Below are 25,467 nucleotides of genomic sequence, written 5' to 3'. Positions count from 1 at the left end.
TAATATTACAGAATGTTACAAAATAACGCTTATGTTACAAAATAACGCCGTTTAGTAATTTTACTGGCAAAACGCTGTTACATATGCCCCGTATACTTAAAGATAGTTATCCTAGCGGACTAGGAATAGATTAGTTGTAAATAAAAGGTTAGTTTACGGGAGTGAATGCAGTTTATGAAGTTAAACAAAGTTTTGATGTCAGTTGCAACGATGGCCGGGGTTGTAGCCGCTGGTTCAGTTGCTGCCAATGCTGATACTGTTACGGTTCAGCAGGGAGATACGGTTTGGGGCTTTGCTCAGGAAACTAATTCAACAGTTTCACAGATTGCGCAGCAGAACAACCTGCAAAACCCGAATTTGATTTTCGTTGGTCAACAGCTCCAGATTGGGCAGACCGTTCAGCAGGCTGATGCTCAGGCCCAGGCAAATGCCAATGCTCAGGTTGCTGCAGCGCAGGCTCAGGCAAACGCAGAAGCTCAGGCCGCCGCTGCCCAGCAAGCTCAGGATGCTGCTGCTCAGGCTGCTAAGGAACAGCAACAAGCTGCCGCAGCTCAGGCCCAAGCAGCAGCTCAAGCACAGCAAGAGGCTCAACAGAAGGCTGCTGCGGAAGCTGCCCAGCAAAAAGCTCAGGCTGAAGCTAACGCCGCTGCTAAGGCTGCTCAGCAGAAGCAAAGTGAGGAGCAGCAGTACGCTCAACAGCAAAACCGGGTTAACTACAACAACGCTAACCGGACGGTTCAGCGGGTTGTTCGGTCCACTCAGGCTTCTGCTTCAACAAACAATACGTCATCGGATAATAATCTAGACGCTGCTAATGATGCTGCTCGGGCGTGGATCGTTGCGCGTGAGTCAGGTGGTAATTACAACGCTACGAACGGAAATTACTACGGAAAGTATCAGTTATCACGGTCATACCTGAACGGTGATTACTCACCGGCAAACCAAGATCGGGTTGCTAACCAGTATGTTTCAAGCCGGTACGGTTCATGGGTTAATGCCGAAAACCACTGGAAGCAGTGTGGTTGGTACTAAAACCAGATAAAAATAACACTGAAAACGAGAAGGCCAGATGACCTTCCCGTTTTTGTTTTATGGATTTTACTGGAACTATGAGCATTGGCGGGGTGTTTGCCAACTTATAATGAGAACTAAAACGATGAGAATAAGTGTGATGAGGTAGCTGATTCGAATTCCTGTTAATTCATGGTAACGATTGGTAACCATGATTAATGATCCTACCGAACTTCCTAAAGCGATAGCGATGTTTTGGGTCATTCGTTGAAGGGCACTCATGCTTCCCTGGAGGGTGAATCCTACAGCATGCATCAGAGCGGTAATATTGGCTGGCTGAAAGAACCCGCCACCGCTTCCGTAAATAAATAAGGCTAATGTGATAAATACCGGCGAAACCGTTGGCGGAAGAAGTAGCAAAACGATAAAGCTAATTAACATAATTCCGATTCCACTAAGAATAAACGTCCGGTTACGGGTCCCGTCGTTAATGTTGCCGGTAATCTTAGAAAAGATAGCGATACCAACAGGGGCACCAAGCACCAGGAGACCGGTAATCCCGGTGTTAACGTGCATAATGTTTTCAAATAAAAACGGCGGAAGAAGGAAGATCATTGCCGATGCAAAGCCAAACAGCATGGTTTGTGTTAGTAAAATAAGAGGCACTTTCCTGGTTAGGATTGTCATGTCAATTAACGGTGTGGTGCGGTGGTGTTCGATTTTAAACAGAATAAATGCAGTAATCCCCGCAACTCCGAGAAGGACCACCCCGGATAATCTTTCCGCTGGTTTTTCGAGGACGTTTAATCCTCCAAGGAGACTTACGATAAAAATGGCGTTGACGATAAATCCCCAGTAATCAATACCTTGTCCGGTGGTACGTTCTTGAATTTGACTATTAAGAATTGCCGCACAGATAATTCCGATTAGGGTAAACGGAACGTTAATTAAAAAGATTAGTCGCCATGATCCGAGGGCAAGAAGAATCCCGCCAAGCGAAGGTCCAAGAACTGGCCCCAGACCAATCATAATTCCCACTGTTCCAATGGCACGGTTTTGCCTTGCTGGTTGGATTAGGGTGGTGACTAGTGAAGCAGAGGTTGCCTGTAGTGCGGCTGCCCCGATTCCTTGAATAACGCGGAACAGGATGATGAGGGTAATGTTATTAGCAAGTCCGCATAAAAGTGATGCGGTCATAAACAGTCCCATTCCAAGCGTTGCGATTCGGAGTTTGCCTTTCTGATCACTAAGAACACCGAAAAACATAATAAAGATAGCTAGACTAGTTGCGTATCCCGTGACTGTGAGGGCGGCCGTGTTTGTAGTGGTGTGAAAGTACGCTTTAAAAAACGGCAAAGCAACGTTAATGATTCCCGTATCAAGGGTTGATAAGAACATTCCGGTAGATGCAATTATCACCACAAACCATTCTTGAATGCGGGTTAACGGGTAGACTTTGGTTGGTTTCATTAAAACCACTCCTTTTAAATTTATTCTTGTTCATGATAAAATACGGGTTAATGAAGAATCCATTAATTCAACAAAGATCGAATTGAAGTGATTATAATGAGTGTTCGTATTACGGTGGGAGATTACGGCGTAGCAAGTGAAGCGGCGTTAACCCAGCGGATACAGTTTGTATTATCACCTGTGAATGAGCTTTTTCGCAGCTTGCATGTTCTATTGAACCCAAAACATCACGGGCAAAATCTTGCGTGGGTGCTCGCGGTTAAGGACCGGCTGACACCAGAGCTGTACGCGGATTTACAGTATTTTCGGGTATTATACGAACTGGAAACCCCAGCCTTTTTAATTCCGGCAATTACGAAGTTTATGGGGGACTTTGAAACGGAATTTCAGCAACTTTTCATCAACTTAAAGGAAATGGATCCGGCTGGAGTTACTCAGCAGATTAAACACTTAATTACTGAACGAGAAAATGCCTTCATTCCCACGTTGGCACGGGGAGCAGAATGGGGTGGGTTTGCCCCCACATCGGCTTCACGGTTAATTAGTGATTTAGCTACTGATCCGGTGATGGTTTATCACCGTTTTAAACAGTTTCTAACAATGTATGTGAGCAGAATTTTTGGGGACGTATTAACACAGCAACGCATTGTCCCCCGACTTGTGCAGGAAATTCAGGAGGAAACGGTACTTTTGCAGCGCGGTTTTTCTCACTTGATTGATGCATTGCAACGGGACCGGATTTTTTGGAATAATAATAAAATCGTGGTTACTAAGCCCTTTGATCAGGAGATTGATATTGGAGATTCTGGGGTGCTTCTTTTAGTTCCCAGTTTGTTTACGTGGCCGCACCTGTTTGTTTCGCAGAGCCGAAATAACGCTGTTATTAATTATGGGTTTGATAAAATTACTAGTCAGGACGTATTTCCGTCCTTAGAGCGGCTTTTTAAGGTACTGGGTGACCCTTTGCGGTTACGGATTTTAATGGTTCTAAATGAACAGCCGCAAACTACTCAAACGCTTGCTAGTTCACTAGGATGCGCTGAGTCGACCGTTTCCCGGGACTTGCAGCTATTAAAGGAGAGTGGCGTGATTATTCCGCACCGGCAGGGAAAATTTGTTTTTTATCGGGTAACGGGAAAGATTACAAGGTTGATGCCTCGTTTCTTTGAATATTTAGATAAAAATAATAATTAAGCAAATAAAAAACAGGTCCAGAACGAACCTGTTTTTTATTTGCTTAATAGTTGATACTAGATTTTAGTACCAACCGTGTGATTCCCAGAAACGCTGAGCGTTTACCCAAGAACCGTACCGGCTAGCAACGTACTGGTTAGCAACGGCGTCCTGATGAGCTGGTGAGTAGTCACCGCCAAGGTAGCTGGCGCTTAACTGGTACTTACCAATGTACTGGCCGTTCCGAGCATTGTAGTTACCGCCTGATTCGCGAGCAACGATCCATGCCTGGGCAGCTGCTTCAGAACCGGATAACTGCTGACTGCCGTTATCACTCTGCGTGTTGGCAACTTGGTTATTGTTCTGGCTCTGACCTTGACTTTGGCTCTGGTTATTAGTAGCAGTAGCGGCGGCGTTGTTAGCCTGACCATTGTTCTGGTTGCTTGTTTGAGATTGGCTGTTGTTTCCAATTTGAAGCTGTTGTCCAACGTAAATTAGGTTAGCGTTGGAAATGTGGTTTTGCTTAACGATTTCGTCAACTGTTGTGTTGTACTTTTGAGCTAATGCTGAAAGCGTGTCACCCGCCTTAACGGTTACCGTGTCGGCCTTTGCAACGGCGCTAACGGCAAAAACTCCACCTAATGCTGCTACAGATGCAAGTGTCTTCTTTAAATTCATAAAATATCTTCACTCCTGTAATGTTTGATACTTGCTAAACATCTTACTCATTCGGGATATCGTTCCCCCGAACCAACAATTCATAGTATACGGGCGGAAGGTGACACTCATGTAGCAGCTAAATTACGAAATTAGTTGTTCTTGTAATATTCCTCCATATTTGTAATATTTTGTAACGAAAACGGGTTTTGTTAAGACCTATTTAATAAATAAAGGGGTATTGGGGTAGGTGTACGGTATAATAGGGACAAAATGATTGGGGGATGGTCTAATTGGCACATATTCTTCTTATGAATGCGGGAAGTTCGTCGGTTAAGTGGAAATTATTTCGAATGAGTACGGAGGAGCTTTTGGCTCGGGGAGAAGTGGAGCGGATTAATCTTCCCCATTCAAAACTCACTATCAAATACGCCGGGAAGCAGGACGAAACGGTAGTTGATAATTTAACGTATGCAGCTGCTGCGCAGTTAATTGTCGATAAGATTCAGGAATTAGGAATTACAACGCTGGATAAAATTTCATGTGTGGGTCACCGGGTAGTCGCAGGGGGCCATGAATTTGAGCATGCAATACGGGTCACTCCTAATCGGTTGAAAAAGATTATTGCAATGAGTGACTATGCCCCGCTTCATAACCCGATGGAGGCAAAGTACATTAAGTTAATGCAGCGGATTCTGCCAGCCGTTCCCCAGTATGCGGTTTTTGATAGTAAGTTCTTCTTGGGAATGCCAGAAATGAATGCTATTTATAGTCTTCCTTATAGGTATACCGAAAAATACCATATTCGCCGGTACGGAGAGCATGGAATTAGCCATGAATATTTGATGAACCGGGTGGCAACCCTCCTTAAACGGGATGTCCGTGACCTCCGCATTATTACCCTCCACCTTGGTGGCGGCGCATCAATTACCGCCGAGCGTGATGGCCACGCCTTTGACACATCAATGGGCTTCACGCCCCTTGATGGAATTACGATGGGAACCCGAAGTGGGGATATTGATCCCGAAATTGTTCCTTTTTTAATGGATAAATTGGGAAAAACAGCCCGGGAGGTACTTGATCTTCTTAATAAGGAATCAGGAATGTATGGAATTTCTGGGGTTTCATCGGATATGCGGGATATTATGGCGCAGTATAAAACTAATAAACGGGCTAAGTTAGCCGTGGATGTCTTTATCAACCGAATTGTCAAATTTGTGGGTGGTTATGCCGTGGAAATGGGCGGTGTAGATGCCATTGCCTTTGCGGGTGGAATCGGCGAAAATGATGCTTACGTTCGACGGGAAGTGTGCCATCAACTTGCACTTCTTGGAATTAAACTTGACCCTGAAAAGAATAAGCAATTAAATCATGGGGGCGAAGGATTGATTTCAACGCCGGATTCGACAGTCCGGGTTTTCCTTGTTCCAACGAACGAAGAGTTGTTTATGGTCCAACAGATTAAGGCAGAACAGCAGCGCGAACGGGGTACAAACCATTAATTATCAAGATAGCGTATAATAACCGGATTATCCTTATTGAGGATGATCCGGTTATTGACTAATTTGCAGGGTTAGTAACCCCCAAGATATCGTGGGGGCTCATGTACCGGGTACGCATAATAATTTCGGTAATTTGCTGGGGCGGCTCGGGGTTATCCTTAGTCAGCCATAGTTTAATGATGTCAAGAATCTGAGAAATGATAATTTCATGCGCGTAATCGTTAGGGATGGCGGTTGTCATCTGGTGGTTGCCCTTGATAATGTCAAGGTCTTTATCAATGATGTCAATTAGCCAGTGCTTAATTTTATCCTCAAAATGAGGATCTCCGTTGGGACCGAGAAGGGCCTTAGCAAGGTCGAACTCTTCGTAGATATAATCCACAATCTTATTAACCGTTGCGTACAGTTTCATTTGGGATTCAGCCGTTGTTACGCCGTCTTTTGGTAAGTGTTTGATGAAACCATCATTTAACGAAGCGGCAATTTCCGTGAGGATGGTTTGTTCGTAGTAACTAACCAACGCCGGTTTATCCACGAAGTGTTTGTAGAACGTACTGCGATTAATATTTGCTGCCTGAGTAATATCCTTGACGGTAACGCGACTGAGGCCCTTTTCATTTACCAGGTAAATGAAGGCGGCCTTGATTTTCCGCTGGGTTGTTACGATTTTTCCATGAACTGTCATATGTATTCCCCCTCGCTACGTTTATCCTACCATGTTCTTTCTTTAAAACAACACATTGTTGCCCAAAAAAGTATTAACCATGAAGATTAAGGCAACACTTTTGCTGATTTTGTCCGTTGTCGCAGGTTTATAATCGCGTTATCATGTACGTGAAAAGCAACACTGTGTTTATTTCGCAAGAAACAGTGAAAAGGAAAGAAAGGAGAATATCATGAACGAACAAAATCAACGGCATAAACGGCGTTACGTTGCTCAGGCGCTGGTTTGGATTGTTTTGCTCCTTGCGGGACTTTTCATGATGCCAAATATTAATGCGTTGGTGCGAGAAAAGGGACAAATTAAGCTTCCGGCATCAGCGAATAGTCAGGTAGCCCAGGTGATTCAAAACCATTGGGGTCATCATATGGATAATACGCGGGAAGTTGTTGTAGTGTTTAATAACGGTAATGATAAGCTAAGTGCCCAGCAGAAACACCGAATTAACACAACAATTTCATACCTTAAGGCACACAAACAGCGCTACCACATTAAGGCGATGACGGCGCCGAATGAAAATGAGTATACGAAAAAGCAGTTGATTTCCAAGGACAAGACAACGGAACTTCTGCAATTAAATGTCGATAAGAAGGAACCCGTTGCTCAGATGCGCCAAAGGCTTGAACGGGGCGCAAAAACCGCGGGGGTAAAAACCTACGTTACCGGTGCGGACATCTTACAGGACGACTTTGACGCTGAGACAGAAGAAGGAATTAAGAAGACGGAGTTAATCACCATTATCTTTATCTTCATTGTATTGGCGTACGTCTTTCGCTCTCCGCTTACCCCGATTTTCTCACTCCTTTCAGTGGGAATTTCATTTTTGATTTCATTGAGCGTAGTAATGAATTTCGCCAAGCATTTTGGATTTCCGCTATCAAACTTTACCCAGGTCTTTATGGTGGTGGTGCTCTTTGGGATTGGAACGGATTATAATATCCTGCTGTTTGACCAGTTTAAGGAGGAACTCAGTAAGGGCCTTGATCGGGTAACGGCGACCCGCAATGCGTTGAAGGTGGCAGGTCATACGATCCTGATGAGTGGGTCCACCGTTTTGATTGGGTTTGCGACGTTGGGGCTAGCAAAGTTTAGTATTTATAGGTCAACACTTGGGGTAGCCGTGGCCGTTGCGGTGCTCCTGCTGGCATTGCTTACGTTGAACCCATTCTTTATGGCGCTATTGGGGCAGAAGATTTTCTGGCCAACTAAGCAGTTTAACGGGTCCAGTAAAAGTAGGATGTGGCGGTGGATCTCGTCCAATGCGGTGAAGATGCCCCTTCTTGGACTCGGCGTTGCCATTTTATGTGCATTACCGTTTCTTTTATCTGGGAGTCATCCGCTGAACTACGATACACTTGTTGAACTGCGGGATACGCTTCCAGCCAAGGAAGGCTTCCGCGTTGTACAAAAACACTTCACCCCGGGGACCGCGGAGCCGACGACGTTGTATATCCGCACTAATCACCGGTTGGATAACGAAAAAGACCTGCGGGAAATTGATGCGCTCGCTCAGAGACTGCAACGGGTTCCGGGAGTTAAGACGGTTGCAACGGTAACGGAACCTGGTGGCAGTCGGATTAAACAGCTGTACGTTAAGAATCAGTTAGGAATAATCACAAGCGGGATGAAGGACGCCCGGAAGGGATTGAATCAGATTAGTAATGGTTTGAACGGAGCAGTTGCCCAGATGCAAGGCGCTAACCTCCAGGGGGGCATTGACGGGGTTAACATGCTGGCCGCTGGTTCTAATCAGTTATTAAACGGGAGTGAGCAACTTCAGGCTGGGGCCAATGCGTTGGCAAACGGGGCCGGGACGCTTGGTAACGGCCTTAACCTGTTGAACGCCCAGCAGGGAGCTATTCAAAACGGAACGGGACAGTTGGTTAATAGTATTGGCCAACTGCAGAATGGAGCCAGCCAGGTGGCTAACGGCTTGAGTCAGGTTCAACAGCAGGTTCAATCACAGTTAAATCCCCAACAGTTAAGTCAGTTAAATGCAGCGCTTAATTCGATGAACAGTGCGCTCAGTGCGTTAAATAACATGCCCGATATGGGAAAGGTCCAGCAAACTGCTCAATCCCTTGAACAGAACAGTAACCAGGCAAAAAACGACGCGGCTACCTTACAGCAGGCCCTTAGCAAGATGGGCGGTAGTGGAGTTGATACCAATCAGGTGGCTAATCAGGTAGCGGGAGCGGTTTCTGGATTATCCCCGCAACAAAAACAGCAGCTGCAAGGTGCTTTGCAGCAAGCTGTTGGCCAGATGCAGCAACAAAACAGTGGGGCTATTAATAACGCTAAGTCGGCGGCCCAGAACCTTCAAAACGATATGGGGAACGTTCAGCAGGCTGGAAGTCAGCTTTCCAGTCAACTGAACACCCTGAAGAGTGCGAGTGACCAGTTGAATAACTTAAAGCAGCAGGCTAACGGGATGAACGTGGGTGCAATGCAGCAGCAACTGAATCAGCTCGAATCGTCGGCTAGCCAGTTATCCAGTGTTCTTGGTCAGTTACAAAACGGTTCTGCTCAGGTAGCAAATGGGCTTAGCCAGCTCCAAAATGGAGCAAGCGGGATGCAAAACAGTCTCCAACAGTACACTAATGGGGTGGCAAGTGCGGCCGCTGGCGCTAACCAGCTTGAGAATGGGGCGGCACTCCTGGCAACTAAACAGGGTGAGTTGACGGCTGGATTAGTCACGCTAAACGATGGGGTTACCCAGATGGCAACGGAGATGCAGGGTCTCCTTGGTCAGATGCAGCAGCTTGAGTATGGGTTACAAACGGCGAGTGCTGGTGCCCAGAAGATCAACGACGGCGTTGGGACGGCTAATAGTTATCTGACAGGATTAAAGAATTCTGCTGCGGCAGATACGTACTACGTGCCAAAGAATGTTTTGCGGAGTAAGACGTATAAGACGGCAAAGGATGCGTACTTATCAGCCGATAAGAAGGCCGTTAAGTTTACGATTATTCTGGACATGAACCCGAGTTCATTGCGGGCAATGCATAAGGTTGATGAACTGCGGGCAATCGTTAACCAATCAGTGAAGGGGACGCCACTTGCTGGGGCAACCGTTGCTTTAGGCGGACAATCCGCCAAGACAAACGATACGCATAAGGTAGCACAAAGTGACTTTATGCGGACAGCAGCGATCATGCTAACGGGAATTCTTCTGGCACTGATGGTAATTACCCGGTCGGTTCTCCAGCCGTTTTACATCATTGGGACCCTTCTCTTGGCGTACGTCATGGCGTTAAACATTACGCGGTGGATTAGCGCCATAACGATGGGTCATTCAATGTTGACCTGGAATACACCATTCTTCGGCTTTGTTGTTCTTGTCGCGTTGGGAGTTGATTATAGTATCTTCCTGATGATGCGGTACCGTGAATTTGATATGGGTTCGGCAACGCCAGCTAAACGGATTGTGACGGCGGCCTTAGAAATCGGAGCGGTAGTCATTTCCGCGGCTGCTATCCTGAGTGGGACGTTTGCCGCGTTGATTCCATCAGGTGTGCTGACGTTGATTCAGGTAGCCCTTGTGGTAATTATTGGGTTAATTATTCTGGTCTTTGCCATTCCACTAATTATCCCGAGCCTGTTACGGTTAACGTATCCGCTCACGGACCGGATGGAAAAGGAAGCCGAGGTTGTGCGGCGCCGGAAAAGGTAGTTAACGTGAATTAAGGGATATAATCTAAAGGGACCAGCAAAGCAGCTGGTCTTTTTTAGGAGTTAAAATCGTTTTTGAAGAATTCTAATTTTATGAGCAAAGTGCTGTGCATGCCGCGTTATTTTGCTTACAATATATCGAGAGAAACTGAAAAAAGTGGGGGATTTAGATGCAAAGAGAACGGCTCGCGCGCGCGTACGTATATTTTTTTGGTTCATTTGGAGGGATTCTATTTGGGTATGATATTGGGGTAATGACCGGAGCCCTGCCATTTCTCCAGCTTGATTGGCACATGCATAACGCGCTGATCATCGGGATGATTACGTCGTCGCTGATGTTTGGGGCAATCTTTGGGGGGTTATTAGCTGGTCGGTGGGCAGACCGGTATGGCCGTAAAACCATGATCACCGTAGCAGCAACGGTTTTTGCCTGTGGCTCTCTTATTTCGGCAGTTGTTCCGAATGATGGGGGATGGTTATTGATTGCTGTTCGAATTATTCTTGGGTTATCCGTGGGGGCCCTCTCGGCGATCGTCCCGGCGTACATGGCTGAGATGGCACCAGCTCGGTTACGGGGACGGATGACGGGAATTAATTTCACCATGATTGCAGCGGGGACGTTACTGTCGTACGTGGTTGATTATTGCTTGAAGGACTTACCCGCCTCCTTCGCATGGCGGGCAATGCTTGGAATGGCGGCTGTTCCGGCGTTGGTTCTTTTGGTTGGAAGTTTGAAGTTACCAGCAACGCCCCGCTTTTTGATGGTTCAAGGGAACCGTGCGGCCGCTACCAAGGTTTTGCGGGTAATGCAGCCTGATGCAAACATTGATGCGGAGATTGCAACGATTCAGCAGGTCAGTGTGCAAGATGCGACTGAGCGCGCTCTTCCGTATGGCCAAATGCTGACGGGGAAATATCGTGCATTGGTAATTGCGGGTGTCGGCGTTGCGGGATTGCAACAGTTTATCGGAGTAAATGCGATTTTTTACTACATTCCGTTAATCGTGGCCCAAGCAACGGGGCATGCGGCAGCATCTAACCTAATGTGGCCTGTGATTGAGGGACTGATTCTTTTGGGAGCATCGTTTGTTTTCCTGGCTATTGCGAGTCACTTTAACCGGCGAACCCTCCTGATTTTTGGCGGTGTTGGGATGGGGCTAGCATTTGTTCTCCCAGTAGTGATTAACTGGCTTTGGCCACACGCTAATCCATTAATTACGTTAGTTCTGCTATGTATTTACGTCGCGTTTTACGGGTTTACGTGGGCGCCGTTAACGTGGGTGTTGGTTGGCGAAATTTTTCCATTGGCTGTTCGCGGAAAGGCATCAGGCTTAGCGTCCGCCCTTAATTGGGTAGGAGCGTTTGTCGTTGGGCTTGTTTTTCCGGTAATGACGGCAATAATGAAGCAGGCGACTGTTTTTGGAATCTTTGGATTAGTCTGTTTTGCAGCGGTCCTCTTTGTTTGGCTGGTTGTTCCGGAAACAAAGGGCCATACGTTAGAGGAAATTGAGCAGCAGTACATGAAGGGAAAAGGGTAATTAAAAAGGGCCCTTGAGTAAAAGTAAACGAGCGCGGCGGAAGTAGAAACCCGAATTTATAGTTCGGGTTTTAAACTTCCAGCGTGCTCGTTTTTTCGTATTTATTGTTTTAAACAGCAATTACCAGCGGTAAGTCCGTCGATAGCGGTGATAGTGATGCCGTATATTTCCATGAACCCGGTAATGGTCATAGTGGGGTGCTTCTGGCGGTGTTGGGATGGTCATTGCTGGATCACTGGTTGATGTTCCGTCCTGATAGTTAAACTGATAACCGGGCTGGACGTTATACAGGTAAACGTTAAAGTTAAGGCCGTTTGAGCCAATCGCTTGCATCCATACTCCCTTTGCCATCAAATCATTCCCCTGAAAGATGGGCTGTACCCGGTAAATAACCCGGGCACCGTCCCGGAGGGCATGCCGCACTTTTTCTTCATAAATTGTCTGGAGTTTTTGATTGCAAAATGCTGTTTGGGTAAAGAGGTTACGTGGGTTATTCTGGTCTCCTGATTGTTGACCGGGATCATACTGACCCGTAGTTGCAATGCCCTTTGAAAGTGAATAGGCAATGATGTGCCCACGGTTTAGAATTGCCGTGTGGTGGCGGTTAAATTTCTGGTGCCAACCGGTGGGTTTGACTGTTTGCCGTTCCCGTAATTGGTCATTTGCCACGTTACGCGGTAGTAACATGGCAGTTGCGGGCGCCGCTGTCCGGTTAAGTTGATCAAGGTGGCTGTACTCAACATGGTTAGAATGCCAGTCGTTTAGTGACAGGGTGGCTTTTCCCCCGTTAACCTGGACAACCGGGGAGGTTCCTGGGTGGTAGTCAAGGCTTGCAAGGTGTGTCGCTGTTGAAATATCACTGGTAGCAGAAACAGAAGTAATTGTTGGCCGGGAAATCCCCGGAATAGTAGCGGTAATAGTTCCTCCAAGAATTGTTAGGAGGACAAGTGATGCCGTGGTAATTCGCCCAAGCCAGTTGTGTTTTTTTCTCATACTTAGTTTCTCCCTATTTATGACTATCGCGCGGTTCACAAATCACTGTCCAGATGCTTTGGGGGGCAACACGGAATTTATTAGTCGGAAACATCAGGACAACTAATTCAAGAATGAAGATTACCGTAAAAACAACCCCGGAAAAAAGACGCACGAGGTACATTGCGCAGAAGAAGAGAATGACTGCGTTCAGGCTGAAGCCTACATCACGGAGACGGCGTGCTACCAGGCTAAGGGAGGCCAGGCAGTTGGCGGCAAAGAAAACGGTGATGATAAGCATTGCAACGGTGATGAGTAGACTTGAGTGCCCCCATGAGAACCATTTAATAATTGCAAAAACAATGGCGATAGGAAGGAGAATTAACTGGGTGTACCAGAATTTTTTCCTGCTAACCGGGTTGCGCCAGTTCAAGATATACCGAAAAGCATCAGTCCACACGTGAAAAATATTCTGAAACATAGTAATTGGGCTCCTTTAGTAAATGATAACTAACTTCCATTTTACCAGAGATTTCAACTGACCGATGCTATTATGTAAAACCACCGGAAAGCCCGGTGGTTCGGTTCCACTGTGGAAGTGTAATTACTGGGAAGATGACTGGCGCAGCTTTACCTTACATCGGTAAATGAGACTGTAAACTGATGAACGGGAGCATTGCATTTGCCGTGCAAGGGTTGAGACGGAACAGTGGGGTTCTGTCAGAAAGTTCCGTAAAAGGAACGCTTCCCGGACATTCAACTGTTCCGTATAAAGTCGAAGCCATTCGCGCAGGATAACAATATCCTCAGCGGATGATGCGTGTGCAATGGTATCGCTGGGGTGAATCCCCCTGGTATCAACAAAATGTTCAAGCGACGTTGTTGCAAACGCAACTCCTCTTTTTTGCGTGTGGGCTTCACGGATTAATCCAGCAATGCAGTGCGCAAGACAAACCCGAAAATATGCCCCAAACGAGACATCGTTTGTTAATGAAAAGGAAGTCACGGCCCGCCAGCAGACGATGCGGGCCTCTTGTTCAAGATCGTCCCAGTCATAGCCAGGAATAAAACGTACCCGGCTTAACATACTGCGAACCAGCGGAGAATACTGGTCAAACAGTGCGTTGAAATTAGCACTAGTTGGTGATGCATAGTAAGCCCAAAGCTGCAAATCGGCACGGGTGTTTGCCATAAGACCCTCCATGTGTGGAACCGTGGCTTAAATATAAGGGTTCTAGTGGAGAAGTGATAGTCAAAAATGAGCATGAATTGTGATTTTTTAATGAGAATAGTGGGGGAATTTTAGTTTTGGATAAAAAGAAACCGCTCCTTGCGTAACGCCATAACAGCGGTGCAAAAAACGGCCATCGTATTAATCATTAAAGCTACCTATCGGGTTTGAACCGACGACCCCCACCTTACCATGGTGATGCTCTACCTACTGAGCTAAGGTAGCATAATCAAGTACCATAAAAGTATATTATATTTAGGATTCTTTTGCAATAAGGAATTTTAATTCCCCCTAAAATTCGTTATAATAGGGGTAATCCTAATGAAGCGAAGGAAGTAGCGGGGCCAGTGACAGAGAGAAACGGGTGTTGAAAAGTTTCGTGGTCAAGCGAAGTGGGTTCGTGAGGGTAGAAAATAGATAACGTAAAGAGTGGCGGGATTTTCCCGCAACGTAGGTGGTACCACGCGGCAGCGTCCTATGGATGGACGCTGTCGTTTTTTACTTAAGGAGGAGATACGATGGGTGAACAAAAGCAGGTAATTTTAACGGGGGACCGCCCGACCGGAAAGCTTCACATCGGTCATTACATTGGTTCGTTAAAGAAGCGGGTTGAATTACAAAACACGGGGAAGTACGAGCCGTTTATCATGATTGCTGACCAGCAAGCCCTTACTGATAACGCCCGTGATCCGGAAAAAATCCGGCGTTCATTAACGGAGGTTGCTTTGGATTACCTAGCCGTTGGGATTGATCCTGCGAAGACCACTATTTTTGTGCAATCGCAGATTCCGGCTCTTTCGGAGTTAAACCTGTATTACCTGAACCTAGTAACGGTTTCCCGGTTGGAGCGAAACCCTACGGTAAAGGCGGAAATTAAGCAAAAGGATTTTGAACGGTCTATTCCAGCAGGGTTCTTCACTTATCCGGTAAGTCAGGCTGCTGATATTACGGCATTTAAGGCTAGTTTGGTTCCGGTCGGGGATGATCAGGAACCGATGCTTGAACAAACGCGTGAAATTGTTCGTAGTTTTAATTCAATTTATGGTGATGTGTTGGTTGAACCACAGGGGATCTTCCCGCCCAAGGGTTCTGGACGGCTGCCGGGGTTAGATGGTAATGCAAAGATGAGTAAATCATTGAACAATGCCATTTATCTGGCAGATGATGCTGACACGCTTCGGAAGAAGGTTATGTCAATGTACACTGATCCTACCCATGTTCACGTTGAGGATCCTGGCCACATTGAGGGGAACATGGTCTTTACCTATTTGGATATCTTTGCGGATGATCAGGAGAAGGTTGCCGAGTTAAAGGCCCAGTATCAACACGGGGGGCTTGGTGATGTGAAGATTAAACGTTACCTGAATGAAGTGCTCGAAGACGTCTTAGCGCCAATCCGGCAACGGCGGCAGGAGTTCGCGCGGGACATGAGTGCCGTGTATGCCATCCTTAAAAAAGGGAGTGCCCGAGCAAACGAGGTGGCGAACCAGACGCTTGCGGAAGTGCGGCGGGCAATCGGAGTTAACTACTTCGATTAATGGAGGCAGCAAATGAAAAACTTGGTAATTTTAGACTTTGGTTCTAATTCGACCCGTCTTGCCGTTTATACGCAGCAACCAACTGGGGACTGGCAGGAAACGCTTCGGAGAAAACAAATGACCCGGTTGGCTGCAGGAATGGGAATGACCCAAAAGCTTCAACCAGAAGCAATTGACCGGGTGATGGCAACGGTCTGCGAATATCAGCAAGAATATACGCAACTTTCCGATTACCGGGTTGTGGCAATTGCAACAGCCGCAGTGCGGAATGCGCGGAATCCGGAGGCACTGGTGACGCGCGTTGAGGAACAAACCGGGTGCACTATTCGAATCCTCAGCGGGGAAGAAGAGGCCCGTTACGATTTCCTTGGGGTGGTTAACACGTTGGGAGTGCGTGACTTTATTATGTGTGATATGGGCGGCGGTAGCTTTGAGGTGGCCGTGGGAGCGAATTGCCAACTTTTGGGGTGTGCGAGCGTTCCTTGGGGGGCGGTTAGCATGAGCGAGCGGTTTGGGTTACAAGACCGCGTGACCGGGCAACAACTTGCCCAACTCCAACGTCTATTAAGCACTCAGTTAAATCAATTTCGGTGGCTGCAGCAGGGCTTTGGGAAACCAATTGTTTTAATTGGGGGAACGAATCGGGTTGTTACGCGTTATGAATTGAATGATATGAATGCTTCAAACCAGCAACTCCACGGGGTAACGGTGGCGCCAGCGACGATTCTTGACTTATACGAGCAGTGGTTAGGTGTCGGGATCGATGAACGACGGCGACTTCTGGGGGCTGAAGGTGACCGGGCAGATATTATTTTAGGCGGCCTTACCCCGGTTGTTCAACTAATTGAACGCCTTTGCCCAGCAAAGGTGCTTTTCTCAGAAAGCGGTGTTCGTGAGGGGCTACTCGCCGAGTTAACTGCCGGTGATGTAACTGGGAAGTAGGCTTAGGTAATAGTAATAAAAGAATCCCGGAAGATTACTGTTCTTCCGGGATTCTTTTATTTGTCTAGTTTAGTTTGTTTGAATTTATTTAGATTCTGCTGTGTTGGTTTTAAGTTCTGCCACTTCTTGGATAAGAACGCCTTGTTCATGTGATAGTGGGGGGTTGGCTGTTTATGATCGATAAAGCCGCTAACCTTTTTATCAAATGCAACCCAACCAGCATAACCAATATGAATTGTATCGTTCATAAAGGCTGGTTTACTCCCATCACGGGAGAAGTCCACAATATTGTTGAACCCTTGCTGTTGCAATTGGAACTTAATTTTGGCTACTGACTGGTAGTACATCTTCATCGGCAAGCCAGTGTAGGCTTCCCATTTAGTGTTAACCGGTTGAATGACAAAAATAACGTTCGTATGCGTCTTTTTAAATTGGTGCAGGACCGTTTGGAAGTCGCTGAATTCAACTGATTGTGTATAGTTAAAATGTTTTTGCTCGCCCTTTAAATCCGGGAGAACGTCCTTAATTTCATTATTGTAAAACTGGTTATTGATCCCGAACCGGTTATTTGATGTTTCTGGCTTAGCATCGCGTTGAGCCTGTTTAATTAAAGCATCATAGTTGTACCTTGACGGAAGCTGGTTAACCTTCGGTTTAATCCGGGTTTCATAATTGTTATTTAGCGAAATTTCAGAGAACAGCGCATCCTCGTGTTTTAAGAAGTTAATGCGAAGGTTGATTACTGTCTTATCCAGACCAGACAGCGACTGACCATTTGCAATTCGCTTGCAGTAAACAGCAGTCATGTTGTCCGTTCCGATTAGCTTGATGATCCGCTTGGCAACGTACCGGTCATACCGGGAATGTGGGTTAGCTTGGCGTAACCACATGAGGTTTTGCAAAATTCCGTTGTACATCTGGAAAGCCCCCGGCTTAATTCCACCCTTAACGAACCACTGAGGGGAGACAACAAAGACGACTTTCCGTCCTTGCATTTCCTTTGGCATCATCGCCATGTTCATGTACTGTGGAAGGGACTGGGCGCCCTTCTTACCGAAGAAAAACGGGATGTAGCCATGATACCGGGCAGCCATTACAGCTGGGTGGTACCGGTCCATTCGGTTAAATTCACTTGATCCGAAGAACGGAACAAAGTTGGCCTTCTTGTCAGAAAGCGCCTCTACTTTAAGTGACTCGTTTTTCATTACCAGCGGACTAAGGGATACCGCCGCCTTTTTTTCGGTTAATAGGGAATGGTGGTTCCCAATGGGAAGAGAAAATAAGCCGACGATTAAGAGAACCGCAATAAGAACCGGGCCGAAGATCCGCCACAGTTTACGCTTAGTCATTTTGTAGTTCCTTGACCTTTCCGACAATTTTGTCAATTGTATTCCATTCGCTCCGGTCAAATTCCGAAACCGGGACGTTGATGTCGTATTTATCCTGTAGCGCTAACAGAAAACTAACCGTTGCCATTGAATCCATTAATCCTGATTCAAAGAGGTCCTGATTGTTGTCAGCAAAATCCGCAGCGTCCCGTCCAGTTGCGTCAGCAAGAATGTTTTTAATGTCCTCTTCCATGATAAATCCCTCCATTTATAATTACACGTTTATTAACTAGAGTAACCGGGCACCCTTAAACCACAGGGTGTTGAGGAAACCACTAAACAATAAGAATGTTAGCATAACAAAGTTAAACGTAACAAAGATCGCAATGGCATTCGTAACCTTGTTATGCGGCATCTTCTTGAGGTGCTTACGTTTGAACCGACCCCACCAGTCGCAAACGGCTAGGGCGATCCCATGTAAGAGCCCGTATAAAATATAGTACCACGTTACACCATGCCAGAATCCCATGATTGTCATGTCCAGAATATAAGCAATTGCGGACAGAACGTTCCGGTTCTTGAACCACCTTTTTTTAGTTGCCATGAAGACAAACCGCATAAAGATGTAATCCCGGAACCAGAAGGACAGTGACATATGCCACCGGTTCCAGAATTCCTTAATGTTCTTTGATTTGAATGGTTTGTTGAAGTTCATTGGTGCTTCAACGCCCATAAAATAACTGAACGCTACGGCAAATAAGGAATACCCGGCAAAATTGAAGAACAGGTGCATCCCGTACAGGTACATGACGGCAACAACCCACCATGACATGTGGGGTGCATACTGCATTGCTTGCGCCTCGGCCGCTGGCAACCACACCGCCCCGAAGAAGTGATCGATAATGAAGTTATACAGCAATCCAAGGAACAGGTATTTAATCCCTTTTTGGACCAAGTCCATGTATTTTTCGCGGTCAGGGACCTTTTGGTAGTCCTTGGCAAACCGCCGGTACCGGTCAATCGGCCCGGAAGTGATGGTTGGCATGAACAGTGTAAACCGAACAAACGTCCACCACGAGAAATCTTTTACCATTCCGTCCCGGGTTTCAATTACCGTTCCGGTTGCCCGGAAAGTCATGTAACTGATTCCCATGAATCCTAATAAGGAGTCGTGTCCGACCATCGCGGGGGACACTTTCACAATAACTAAGGGAATGAGGGTTAGTAACGTAATTAGGTAGAAGACCCATGACTGGTTATGTTGCTGTCGGTAATGGTAGTACCACGTTACAATAATTGTTTGGTAAATGACGTACCCAATTAGGGAAATCATTTGGGGAGCGTTCGCCCCATCAAACATGACGAATAAAAACAGCGCACTGATGATTACTTCGTACCAATCAAAGCGTTTACCATAGTATAGCCCGATGCCCAACGGGATCAACGCAATCAGTAAAACCAGCAGATAGCCGGGAGTACCGTACGCAGAAAAACTGGGTAAACCTGATAACCAATGCATAATTGCCATTATGAGTTAGCCTCTTTGATTAGTGCCTTAACCGCAATCTTACCGTTAGCGGAGAGCGGGAATGAATCACGGTAGATAAATTGAGTGGGCATCATGTAATCCATGATTATTCCGTTCAAATCAGCACGAATTTGCTTTGTTAGTTCTTTTTCATCGACTGGCGTTTCTTTCGGGATGACGTAGGCAAGCAGGTGACTTACTTGACCATCCTTTGTATACCGCGGGACGGCCACTGCTTGTTTAATGTGGGGGCTCTTTTCTAGGCTGGCTCGGACTTCATCGAGTTCGACCCGGAAGCCGTGGAGCTTAATTTGGAAGTCCATTCGCCCCATGTGGTGAAGAAGGCCATCCGCATCCAAAACCCCGAGATCACCAGTATGGTATGCTGGTTGACCATTATATTCAAAGAACGCAGCCTTCGTTTTTTCAGGGTTATTCATGTACCCCCGAGCCACGCTGTCCCCAATAATGATTGATTCACCCTTTTCACCGGCAGGAAGAACCTGACCATTCTTCATAACAAGCATCTTAACCCCCGGTTTAGCGTATCCTACTGGGAGGCGGTCAAGCCCTTGAATGTTTTCCTTAGTTGGTTCGAAGGCTGTAACCGCAACGGCAGCCTCCGTTGGCCCGTACAGGTCAAAAATACGGGCGTTCGGGAACCGCTCGAGGAGGGCTTTCGTTGTTTTAACGGTTAGCTCTTCCCCGCACAGCAAGAACGTTTTAATCTCAGGCATCTTCTCTGCGTTGAAATCCTTACTTAAAAGGAGCATTTCTGCAAATGAGGGGGTTCCCGTAAAGACGTTAAATTTAAGTGTTGGTAGGACGGTAAAGAGCTTGGCAAAATTATCTACCGCCGCCTTCGGTAGGGCAATAACCTTCCCCCCCGTTAAAAGAGCAGGTAACCATGACATGTTTGAAATATCAAATGAGAACGGCGGTTGTCCCAGGTAGCTTGCACCTTCTGGAATGCCAAACGAATCGCTAAGTTCCCATTCAATGTATGACTTAATATTGTCATGCATTACCTCAACACCCTTTGGATTTCCGGTCGTTCCGGAGGTAAACAGGATGTAGAAAATGTCCTGACCGTTAATAGGGTTAGTAACCGTAAAATTTTGAGGTGTTGCAAGAATTTGTTTAAGGTCAGTGTTTTTGAGAACCTGCCCGTTAAAGTTTGTTAGTTCGGCGTGTGGAAATTCGTCAATTGCGATTGCCAATAAAGGGTTGGCCGTTGCAATAATCGAATCCATTCGCTCTAAGCCCGTCCCCGTTTCAACGGGAATATACGGGTGACCAGTTTTAATGGCGGCCGTAAAGGCAACAATCATCTCAAATTGATGGTCACCGTATACGAGGATGGGGCTCTTTTCCGGAAACTTCTGGTTGGTAATCCACGCAGCTAAGGCATTGGATTGCTCGTAAAAGTCCTGGTAGGTATGTGTTACCCCAAGTTCGTCATAGGCGATTTTTTGGGAGTTGGCCTGGGCAACCCGGTCAAGTGTGTTAACAATATTTTCCAAGATAATCCTACTTTCCGAAACGGTCGAGCCGCTTCAAATACTTCCGTCCACACGGGTGAACGGTAATTAACATTGCTTAGAATTCATTATAAAGGAACGTAGCGCGACCAACGCCATAGTAGCCGTAGAGATATGCGAGTGCGAGGAGCACTGCAAAGAAAAAGGCGGTCTTTAAACAAAACGTCAATACTGGATGGGCATTGAGTGCCTTTAACATGTCCACAAACCCTCTTTCTGTGACGGTCTTTCATAAAAGATAGTAGTCTAACGCGTAAAATTATAACGCAAATGGCGGGGAATTAAAATTCAGATCAACACCCAAATAAATTGAACGGTTAGTTCTTTATCAATCAATAATTAATCCTAAGCACTATTGTTTACTCATATCTCGCTGGAAGAATTGTTGCGAAAGCTTTGCAAGTGTTCCTTCGTTGCGGAGGTCGTCAATGGCGCGATTAACGGTCTGGGTGACTTGTTTGTGGTGGTACGTAACGGCGACGAGTTGCTGAGCATAAATTCCGTTCCCCTTAATCTGTTTAAGCACTTTTCCCCGCTCAGTTGTATTTGCTGGGTTCATTGGTTGGACTAAGCTGGGGTGATCCTTAAGGTAGTTGGTGTATTGAAAATTAGTTACAATCCCCGCCTGGACTTGGCCACGATTAATTGCTGAAATCAAGGCGTTCATTGATTGATATTGTTTAGGCCGAAAAACCAACCGGCGAAGGAGGGTTGCTTGGTTCCCGTTTTTAAGCATTCCAACTGCACATCCCGTCATTCCGGTGACGGTTGAGTGCTTGTTTGCAGTAGTAGTAAAAAGGACGTTTGTGGGGTACAGGTACGGGCTTGATGTGCTGTACTTGCCGTCTGGAAGATTAATCAGGTCCGTTGCACCTAGGGCGACCATTACCTTTCCGTGCCGAAGTCCTGCAAGGAGGTCCTCATCGGTCTGGTAAGTGATAAATTTCGGCTTCATTCCTGTTTTTTGGGCGATGGCCGTTCCAAGCTTAATATCGTATCCAGTAAGTTGCCCAGGTTGGCCGGCACAGTACGGTGAATTATTCATAACCGTTCCGATTGTTAATGTTTTAGACTTTGATTGTTGCCGGCCGCACGAGCATAGAATGAATACGCTTGCCAGCGTAACAATAATTGTTAACCATTTTTTTAGATGTTTCACGTTTCTGGCCTCCACCAAATGATCAATCTACCTATGCTATTATATAATGGAAATAATGGCTGAACTAGAGGAAAGATTAGCGTTTTTACTAAGGATCCGTTAAGGAGGACTGAAACGTGAAGGCGTTTAATAAGTATTATCAAAAAAAATGGACAGACCGCTTAGCTATTTTGAAGACAGGAATGTTACCTGAGGCCGATTGTGCAACGTTGAAGAAGATGGCACGGACGCCGACGATTGGTGACACGATGATTGAAAATTATGTGACCGACTTTACGATTCCGGAAGGATTGGCGTTAAACTACGTTGTTAATAAAAAGGAATACGTTATTCCAATGGTTGTGGAAGAACCGTCCGTGATTGCCGCTAGTTGTAATGCAGCGGGAATCGTAAAGAAAGCGGGGGGCTTTCATGCGGAAGTTACCAGCCGGCAGATGATTGGCCAGGTAATTATAGAAAATGTCCGCGACGTCGTTTCCCTAAGCGGGAGTCTACAAAGCCACGCGGAGCAGTTAGTGGCGGTGGCTAATGCCGCCCACCCATCGCTGCAAAAGCGAGGCGGGGGGGCCCGCAATGTCCGTGTCCGGGCGCTAGATAATGATTTGGTGTCGCTGGATTTGATTGTTGATACCTTAGAAGCAATGGGAGCCAACATGATGAATACCATGCTGGAAGCCGTGGCAACGTATATTCGGCAACAGTTTGATCAGGATGTCTTAATGAGTATCCTCTCTAACTACACGACCCAGTGTCTTGTTACAGCAACGTGTTGCGTACCCGTTGAGCTGCTAACGAAACGGCAGGTTGATGGCGCTCAGGCGGCGGTTAAGATTGCGATGGCCAGCCGAGTAGCACAGTTAGATCCGTACCGGGCAGTCACCCATAATAAGGGAATTATGAACGGGGTGGATGCTGTGGTGATTGCTACTGGGAATGATTGGCGGGCAATTGAGGGGGCAGCGCATGCCTATGCCTCCCGGGATGGTCATTATCGGGGGCTTTCCACGTGGGAAGTGGTTGATAATGAATTGTGTGGACGGATTACCATTCCTATGCCGGTAGGAACCGTTGGGGGATCAATTAAAATTGTTCCCCTAGTAAAGATTAACCATGAGTTGTTGCGGGTTAATGATGCGCGGGAACTAATGACGGTGATTGCGACGGTTGGCTTAGGACAGAACTTGGCAGCATTATATGCCCTTGTAACAGAAGGAATTCAGCGTGGTCATATGCGACTCCAATTAAAGTCCCTCGCGCGTAGTGTGGGCGCTAGTGATGAGGAAATTCCAGCAGTAGTTGCCCGGATGACCGCCCAAAATACCCGGGATTCGGCAGGAGCCCAAGCGGCCCTTAAATGGGTGCGCGCTCACGCATAACTCCGGTTCAAAGCCGGACAGGGAACATGCTATAATGAAAACTAACTACATTAGTAACAATGATTAGCGGAGGAACAATCAGGATGAGCAAACAACCAACGTTTTACATTACAACGCCAATTTATTATCCATCGGGTCGGCTTCATATTGGGAATTCATATACGACCGTAGCGTGTGATATTTTAGCCCGCTACAAACGCCTGCAAGGATATGACGTTTTCTTCTTAACGGGGACGGATGAACATGGATTAAAAATCGAACAAAAAGCGGCTGCGCAGGGAAAGACACCGCAGGAATACGTTGATGGGATGGCGGCTGATATTAAGCAGTTATGGAAGAAGCTCGAAATTACTAACGATAAGTTTATCCGGACGACGGATGACTACCACGAGCGGGCCATTCAAAAGATTTTCCAACGTTTGCTTGATCAGGGTGATATCTACCTAGGAAAGTATCGGGGATGGTATTCTGTTTCTGATGAAGAATACTTTACCGAATCCCAGTTGGCTGAGGTATACCGCGATGATGACGGAAAAATGATTGGGGGGAAAGCGCCGTCTGGTCATGAAGTTAAACTCGTTGAGGAGGATTGCTACTTCTTTAAGATGAGTAAGTACGCTGATCGCCTCGTTCAGTATTACGACGAACATCCTGAGTTTATCCTTCCAGTATCCCGGAAAAAAGAGATGCTCAACAACTTCATTAAGCCAGGGCTTGAGGATCTGGCTATTACCCGGACGTCGTTTAACTGGGGAGTAAAGGTCCCTAATGACCCCCAGCACGTGGTGTACGTGTGGATTGATGCGCTGTGCAATTATATTACGGCGCTAGGTTATATGGGGAAGGATGACACGCTCTTCAAGAAGTTTTGGCCAGCTAATGTTCAGATGGTGGGGAAGGAGATTGTTCGTTTTCACACGATTTATTGGCCAATTATTTTAATGGCTTTGGATCTTCCGTTACCGGAACACATTGTGGGCCACGGTTGGCTTTTGATGAAGGACGGTAAGATGTCAAAGTCGAAGGGAAACGTCATCTATCCTGAACTAATTGTTGAGCGCTACGGGTTAGATGCCTTACGTTACTATCTGGCCCGGGCGCTGCCATTTGGTAATGATGGGATTTTCACTCCCGAAGACTTTATTGACCGGGTCAACTTTGACCTGGCAAATGATCTGGGGAACCTGTTAAACCGAACAGTTGCCATGATTAATAAGTACCGTAACGGGGTGCTTCCAGCTCTTCATCACAAAGTTACACCGGTTGATAATGATCTGGAGAAGGTTGCAGCGGCATCCTTTGCGGCGTACCAGCGGGAAATGGACCGGTATCACTTCGCAGATGCTTTAGCGGCAGTCTGGCAGTTAATTAACCGGACAAACAAGTACATTGACGAGACGGAACCATGGAAGTTGGCAAAGGATGATAACGCCCAGGATCAGCTTGATAGCGTATTAGCCCACCTCACGGCAAGTTTGCGGTTTGCGGCCATTATGCTTCAACCAGTAATGACACACGCGCCCCAGGAGATTTTTGCACAGCTTGGGCTACCAACGGATCAGGTAATGTTGACGGATGCCAAGTACGATGATCTTCCGGCAGGCGAACATGTTGTTGCTAAGGGAACACCACTTTTTCCGCGCTTAGACGTTGATGAAGAGGTTGCGTACCTTAAAGGGAAGATGAGTAAGGACGAGAAGGCGAAGGGGCGGAAGAATATGGCTCATGCGAAGCAGGGCGATTTTGATCCGCAAAAGACGACGTTGACCCTTACCAAGAAGGAAATTCGGTTTGATAAGTTTGATAAGGTTGAACTTAAGGTGGTAGCAATTAAGGCGGTAAGCCGGGTCGCCAATGCGGATAAGCTTTTGAAATTCCGCGTTGACGCCGGCGATGAGGGCGACCGGCAAATTATTTCGGGGATTGCTGAGTGGTACCCGGAGCCAGACAAGCTGGTTGGCAAAAAGGTAATCGCCGTTACTAACTTAAAGCCACGGGAAATGCGTGGGGAATTAAGCCAGGGGATGCTATTATCAGCAGAATTTGGCAATCAGGTTCAACTATTAACAGTGCCAGATGACGTTCCAGCCGGATCGCTGGTTAGTTAA

21 protein-coding genes and 1 tRNA gene are annotated in these 25,467 nt (G+C 46.6%); 9 read left to right on the top strand and 13 right to left on the bottom strand.

The features are described 5' to 3' along the window. The first annotated feature begins 174 nt into the window (after nt 1-174). Entirely contained in the window at nt 175-1,032 is an 858-nt protein-coding gene (locus ACI3EZ_RS03200; RefSeq protein ID WP_405025500.1) for a LysM peptidoglycan-binding domain-containing protein, read from the top strand. 75 nt (nt 1,033-1,107) lie between these two features. On the opposite strand, the gene ACI3EZ_RS03195 is transcribed toward ACI3EZ_RS03200, so the two are convergent. Then, complete coding sequence (locus ACI3EZ_RS03195; RefSeq protein WP_405025499.1) at nt 1,108-2,481, bottom strand: MFS transporter; 1,374 nt, start codon at nt 2,479-2,481, stop codon at nt 1,108-1,110. 96 nt (nt 2,482-2,577) lie between these two features. Here ACI3EZ_RS03195 and ACI3EZ_RS03190 point away from each other — a divergent pair, with 96 nt between their 5' ends. Continuing rightward, complete coding sequence (locus ACI3EZ_RS03190; RefSeq protein ID WP_405025498.1) at nt 2,578-3,675, top strand: DUF5937 family protein; 1,098 nt, start codon at nt 2,578-2,580, stop codon at nt 3,673-3,675. A gap of 63 nt (nt 3,676-3,738) precedes the next feature. Here ACI3EZ_RS03190 and ACI3EZ_RS03185 read toward each other — a convergent pair whose 3' ends face one another. Beyond that, nucleotides 3,739-4,332 carry a LysM peptidoglycan-binding domain-containing protein gene (locus ACI3EZ_RS03185; protein WP_405024503.1) on the bottom strand — a complete coding sequence of 198 codons (594 nt, stop codon included), beginning with the start codon at nt 4,330-4,332 and terminating at the stop codon, nt 3,739-3,741. A gap of 272 nt (nt 4,333-4,604) precedes the next feature. Here ACI3EZ_RS03185 and ACI3EZ_RS03180 point away from each other — a divergent pair, with 272 nt between their 5' ends. After that, nucleotides 4,605-5,813: an acetate/propionate family kinase gene (locus tag ACI3EZ_RS03180; protein WP_405025497.1), complete on the top strand. Its 1,209-nt coding sequence runs from the start codon at nt 4,605-4,607 to the stop codon at nt 5,811-5,813. 58 nt (nt 5,814-5,871) lie between these two features. On the opposite strand, the gene ACI3EZ_RS03175 is transcribed toward ACI3EZ_RS03180, so the two are convergent. Then, entirely contained in the window at nt 5,872-6,498 is a 627-nt protein-coding gene (locus ACI3EZ_RS03175; protein WP_405025496.1) for a TetR/AcrR family transcriptional regulator, read from the bottom strand. A 211-nt stretch (nt 6,499-6,709) separates the two neighbouring features. Here ACI3EZ_RS03175 and ACI3EZ_RS03170 point away from each other — a divergent pair, with 211 nt between their 5' ends. Next, nucleotides 6,710-10,207: an MMPL family transporter gene (locus ACI3EZ_RS03170; RefSeq protein WP_405025495.1), complete on the top strand. Its 3,498-nt coding sequence runs from the start codon at nt 6,710-6,712 to the stop codon at nt 10,205-10,207. Nucleotides 10,208-10,376: 169 nt separating this feature from the next. Beyond that, nucleotides 10,377-11,744 (top strand): sugar porter family MFS transporter, encoded by a 1,368-nt coding sequence (locus ACI3EZ_RS03165; protein ID WP_405025494.1) that lies wholly within the window; start codon nt 10,377-10,379, stop codon nt 11,742-11,744. A 120-nt stretch (nt 11,745-11,864) separates the two neighbouring features. Here the strand turns inward: ACI3EZ_RS03165 and ACI3EZ_RS03160 are convergent, their stop codons facing one another. From ACI3EZ_RS03160 to ACI3EZ_RS03145, 4 genes are all read right to left on the bottom strand, one after another. Further along, nucleotides 11,865-12,737 carry a DNA/RNA non-specific endonuclease gene (locus ACI3EZ_RS03160; protein ID WP_405024498.1) on the bottom strand — a complete coding sequence of 291 codons (873 nt, stop codon included), beginning with the start codon at nt 12,735-12,737 and terminating at the stop codon, nt 11,865-11,867. 13 nt (nt 12,738-12,750) lie between these two features. Then, entirely contained in the window at nt 12,751-13,197 is a 447-nt protein-coding gene (locus ACI3EZ_RS03155; RefSeq protein ID WP_405024497.1) for a DUF805 domain-containing protein, read from the bottom strand. A 123-nt stretch (nt 13,198-13,320) separates the two neighbouring features. Further along, the gene (locus ACI3EZ_RS03150) at nt 13,321-13,908 is read right to left on the bottom strand and encodes a sigma-70 family RNA polymerase sigma factor (protein ID WP_405024496.1); all 588 of its coding nucleotides are present in this window, start codon (nt 13,906-13,908) and stop codon (nt 13,321-13,323) included. Nucleotides 13,909-14,099: 191 nt separating this feature from the next. Continuing rightward, nucleotides 14,100-14,172, bottom strand: a tRNA-Thr gene (locus ACI3EZ_RS03145). 293 nt (nt 14,173-14,465) lie between these two features. Here ACI3EZ_RS03145 and trpS point away from each other — a divergent pair. Together trpS and ACI3EZ_RS03135 are read left to right on the top strand one after the other, a co-directional pair. Beyond that, nucleotides 14,466-15,485, top strand: coding sequence for a tryptophan--tRNA ligase (gene trpS / locus ACI3EZ_RS03140; RefSeq protein WP_405024495.1), 1,020 nt, complete (start codon nt 14,466-14,468; stop codon nt 15,483-15,485). Between the two features lie 12 nt (nt 15,486-15,497). Beyond that, nucleotides 15,498-16,427 (top strand): exopolyphosphatase, encoded by a 930-nt coding sequence (locus ACI3EZ_RS03135; RefSeq protein WP_405024494.1) that lies wholly within the window; start codon nt 15,498-15,500, stop codon nt 16,425-16,427. Between the two features lie 56 nt (nt 16,428-16,483). Here the strand turns inward: ACI3EZ_RS03135 and dltD are convergent, their stop codons facing one another. From dltD to ACI3EZ_RS03105, 6 genes are all read right to left on the bottom strand, one after another. Continuing rightward, nucleotides 16,484-17,776, bottom strand: coding sequence for a D-alanyl-lipoteichoic acid biosynthesis protein DltD (gene dltD, locus ACI3EZ_RS03130; protein ID WP_405025493.1), 1,293 nt, complete (start codon nt 17,774-17,776; stop codon nt 16,484-16,486). Then, entirely contained in the window at nt 17,769-18,008 is a 240-nt protein-coding gene (gene dltC, locus ACI3EZ_RS03125) for a D-alanine--poly(phosphoribitol) ligase subunit DltC (RefSeq protein WP_405024492.1), read from the bottom strand. The genes dltD and dltC overlap by 8 nt, the downstream gene beginning before the upstream one ends. Before the next feature lie 36 nt (nt 18,009-18,044). Further along, the gene (gene dltB, locus ACI3EZ_RS03120) at nt 18,045-19,283 is read right to left on the bottom strand and encodes a D-alanyl-lipoteichoic acid biosynthesis protein DltB (protein ID WP_405025492.1); all 1,239 of its coding nucleotides are present in this window, start codon (nt 19,281-19,283) and stop codon (nt 18,045-18,047) included. After that, complete coding sequence (gene dltA, locus ACI3EZ_RS03115; RefSeq protein WP_405025566.1) at nt 19,283-20,809, bottom strand: D-alanine--poly(phosphoribitol) ligase subunit DltA; 1,527 nt, start codon at nt 20,807-20,809, stop codon at nt 19,283-19,285. Before dltA ends, dltB begins: the two co-directional genes overlap by 1 nt. Before the next feature lie 73 nt (nt 20,810-20,882). Beyond that, the gene (locus ACI3EZ_RS03110) at nt 20,883-21,023 is read right to left on the bottom strand and encodes a teichoic acid D-Ala incorporation-associated protein DltX (RefSeq protein ID WP_405024490.1); all 141 of its coding nucleotides are present in this window, start codon (nt 21,021-21,023) and stop codon (nt 20,883-20,885) included. A gap of 153 nt (nt 21,024-21,176) precedes the next feature. Beyond that, nucleotides 21,177-21,983 carry a transporter substrate-binding domain-containing protein gene (locus ACI3EZ_RS03105; RefSeq protein ID WP_405024489.1) on the bottom strand — a complete coding sequence of 269 codons (807 nt, stop codon included), beginning with the start codon at nt 21,981-21,983 and terminating at the stop codon, nt 21,177-21,179. 116 nt (nt 21,984-22,099) lie between these two features. On the opposite strand from ACI3EZ_RS03105, the gene ACI3EZ_RS03100 reads away from it, so the two are divergent. Both ACI3EZ_RS03100 and metG read left to right on the top strand, forming a co-directional pair. Further along, a complete protein-coding gene (locus ACI3EZ_RS03100; protein ID WP_405025491.1) occupies nt 22,100-23,359 on the top strand; it encodes a hydroxymethylglutaryl-CoA reductase, degradative in 1,260 nt (419 codons plus the stop codon). Nucleotides 23,360-23,442: 83 nt separating this feature from the next. After that, complete coding sequence (gene metG / locus ACI3EZ_RS03095) at nt 23,443-25,467, top strand: methionine--tRNA ligase (protein ID WP_405024487.1); 2,025 nt, start codon at nt 23,443-23,445, stop codon at nt 25,465-25,467.

Source organism: Ligilactobacillus sp. LYQ60 (genome assembly GCF_045033015.1).
Taxonomy (GTDB): Bacteria; Bacillota; Bacilli; order Lactobacillales; family Lactobacillaceae; genus Ligilactobacillus.
The sequence above is the reverse complement of the archived record's forward strand: the minus strand, read 5'-3'. Positions and strand labels throughout refer to the sequence as shown.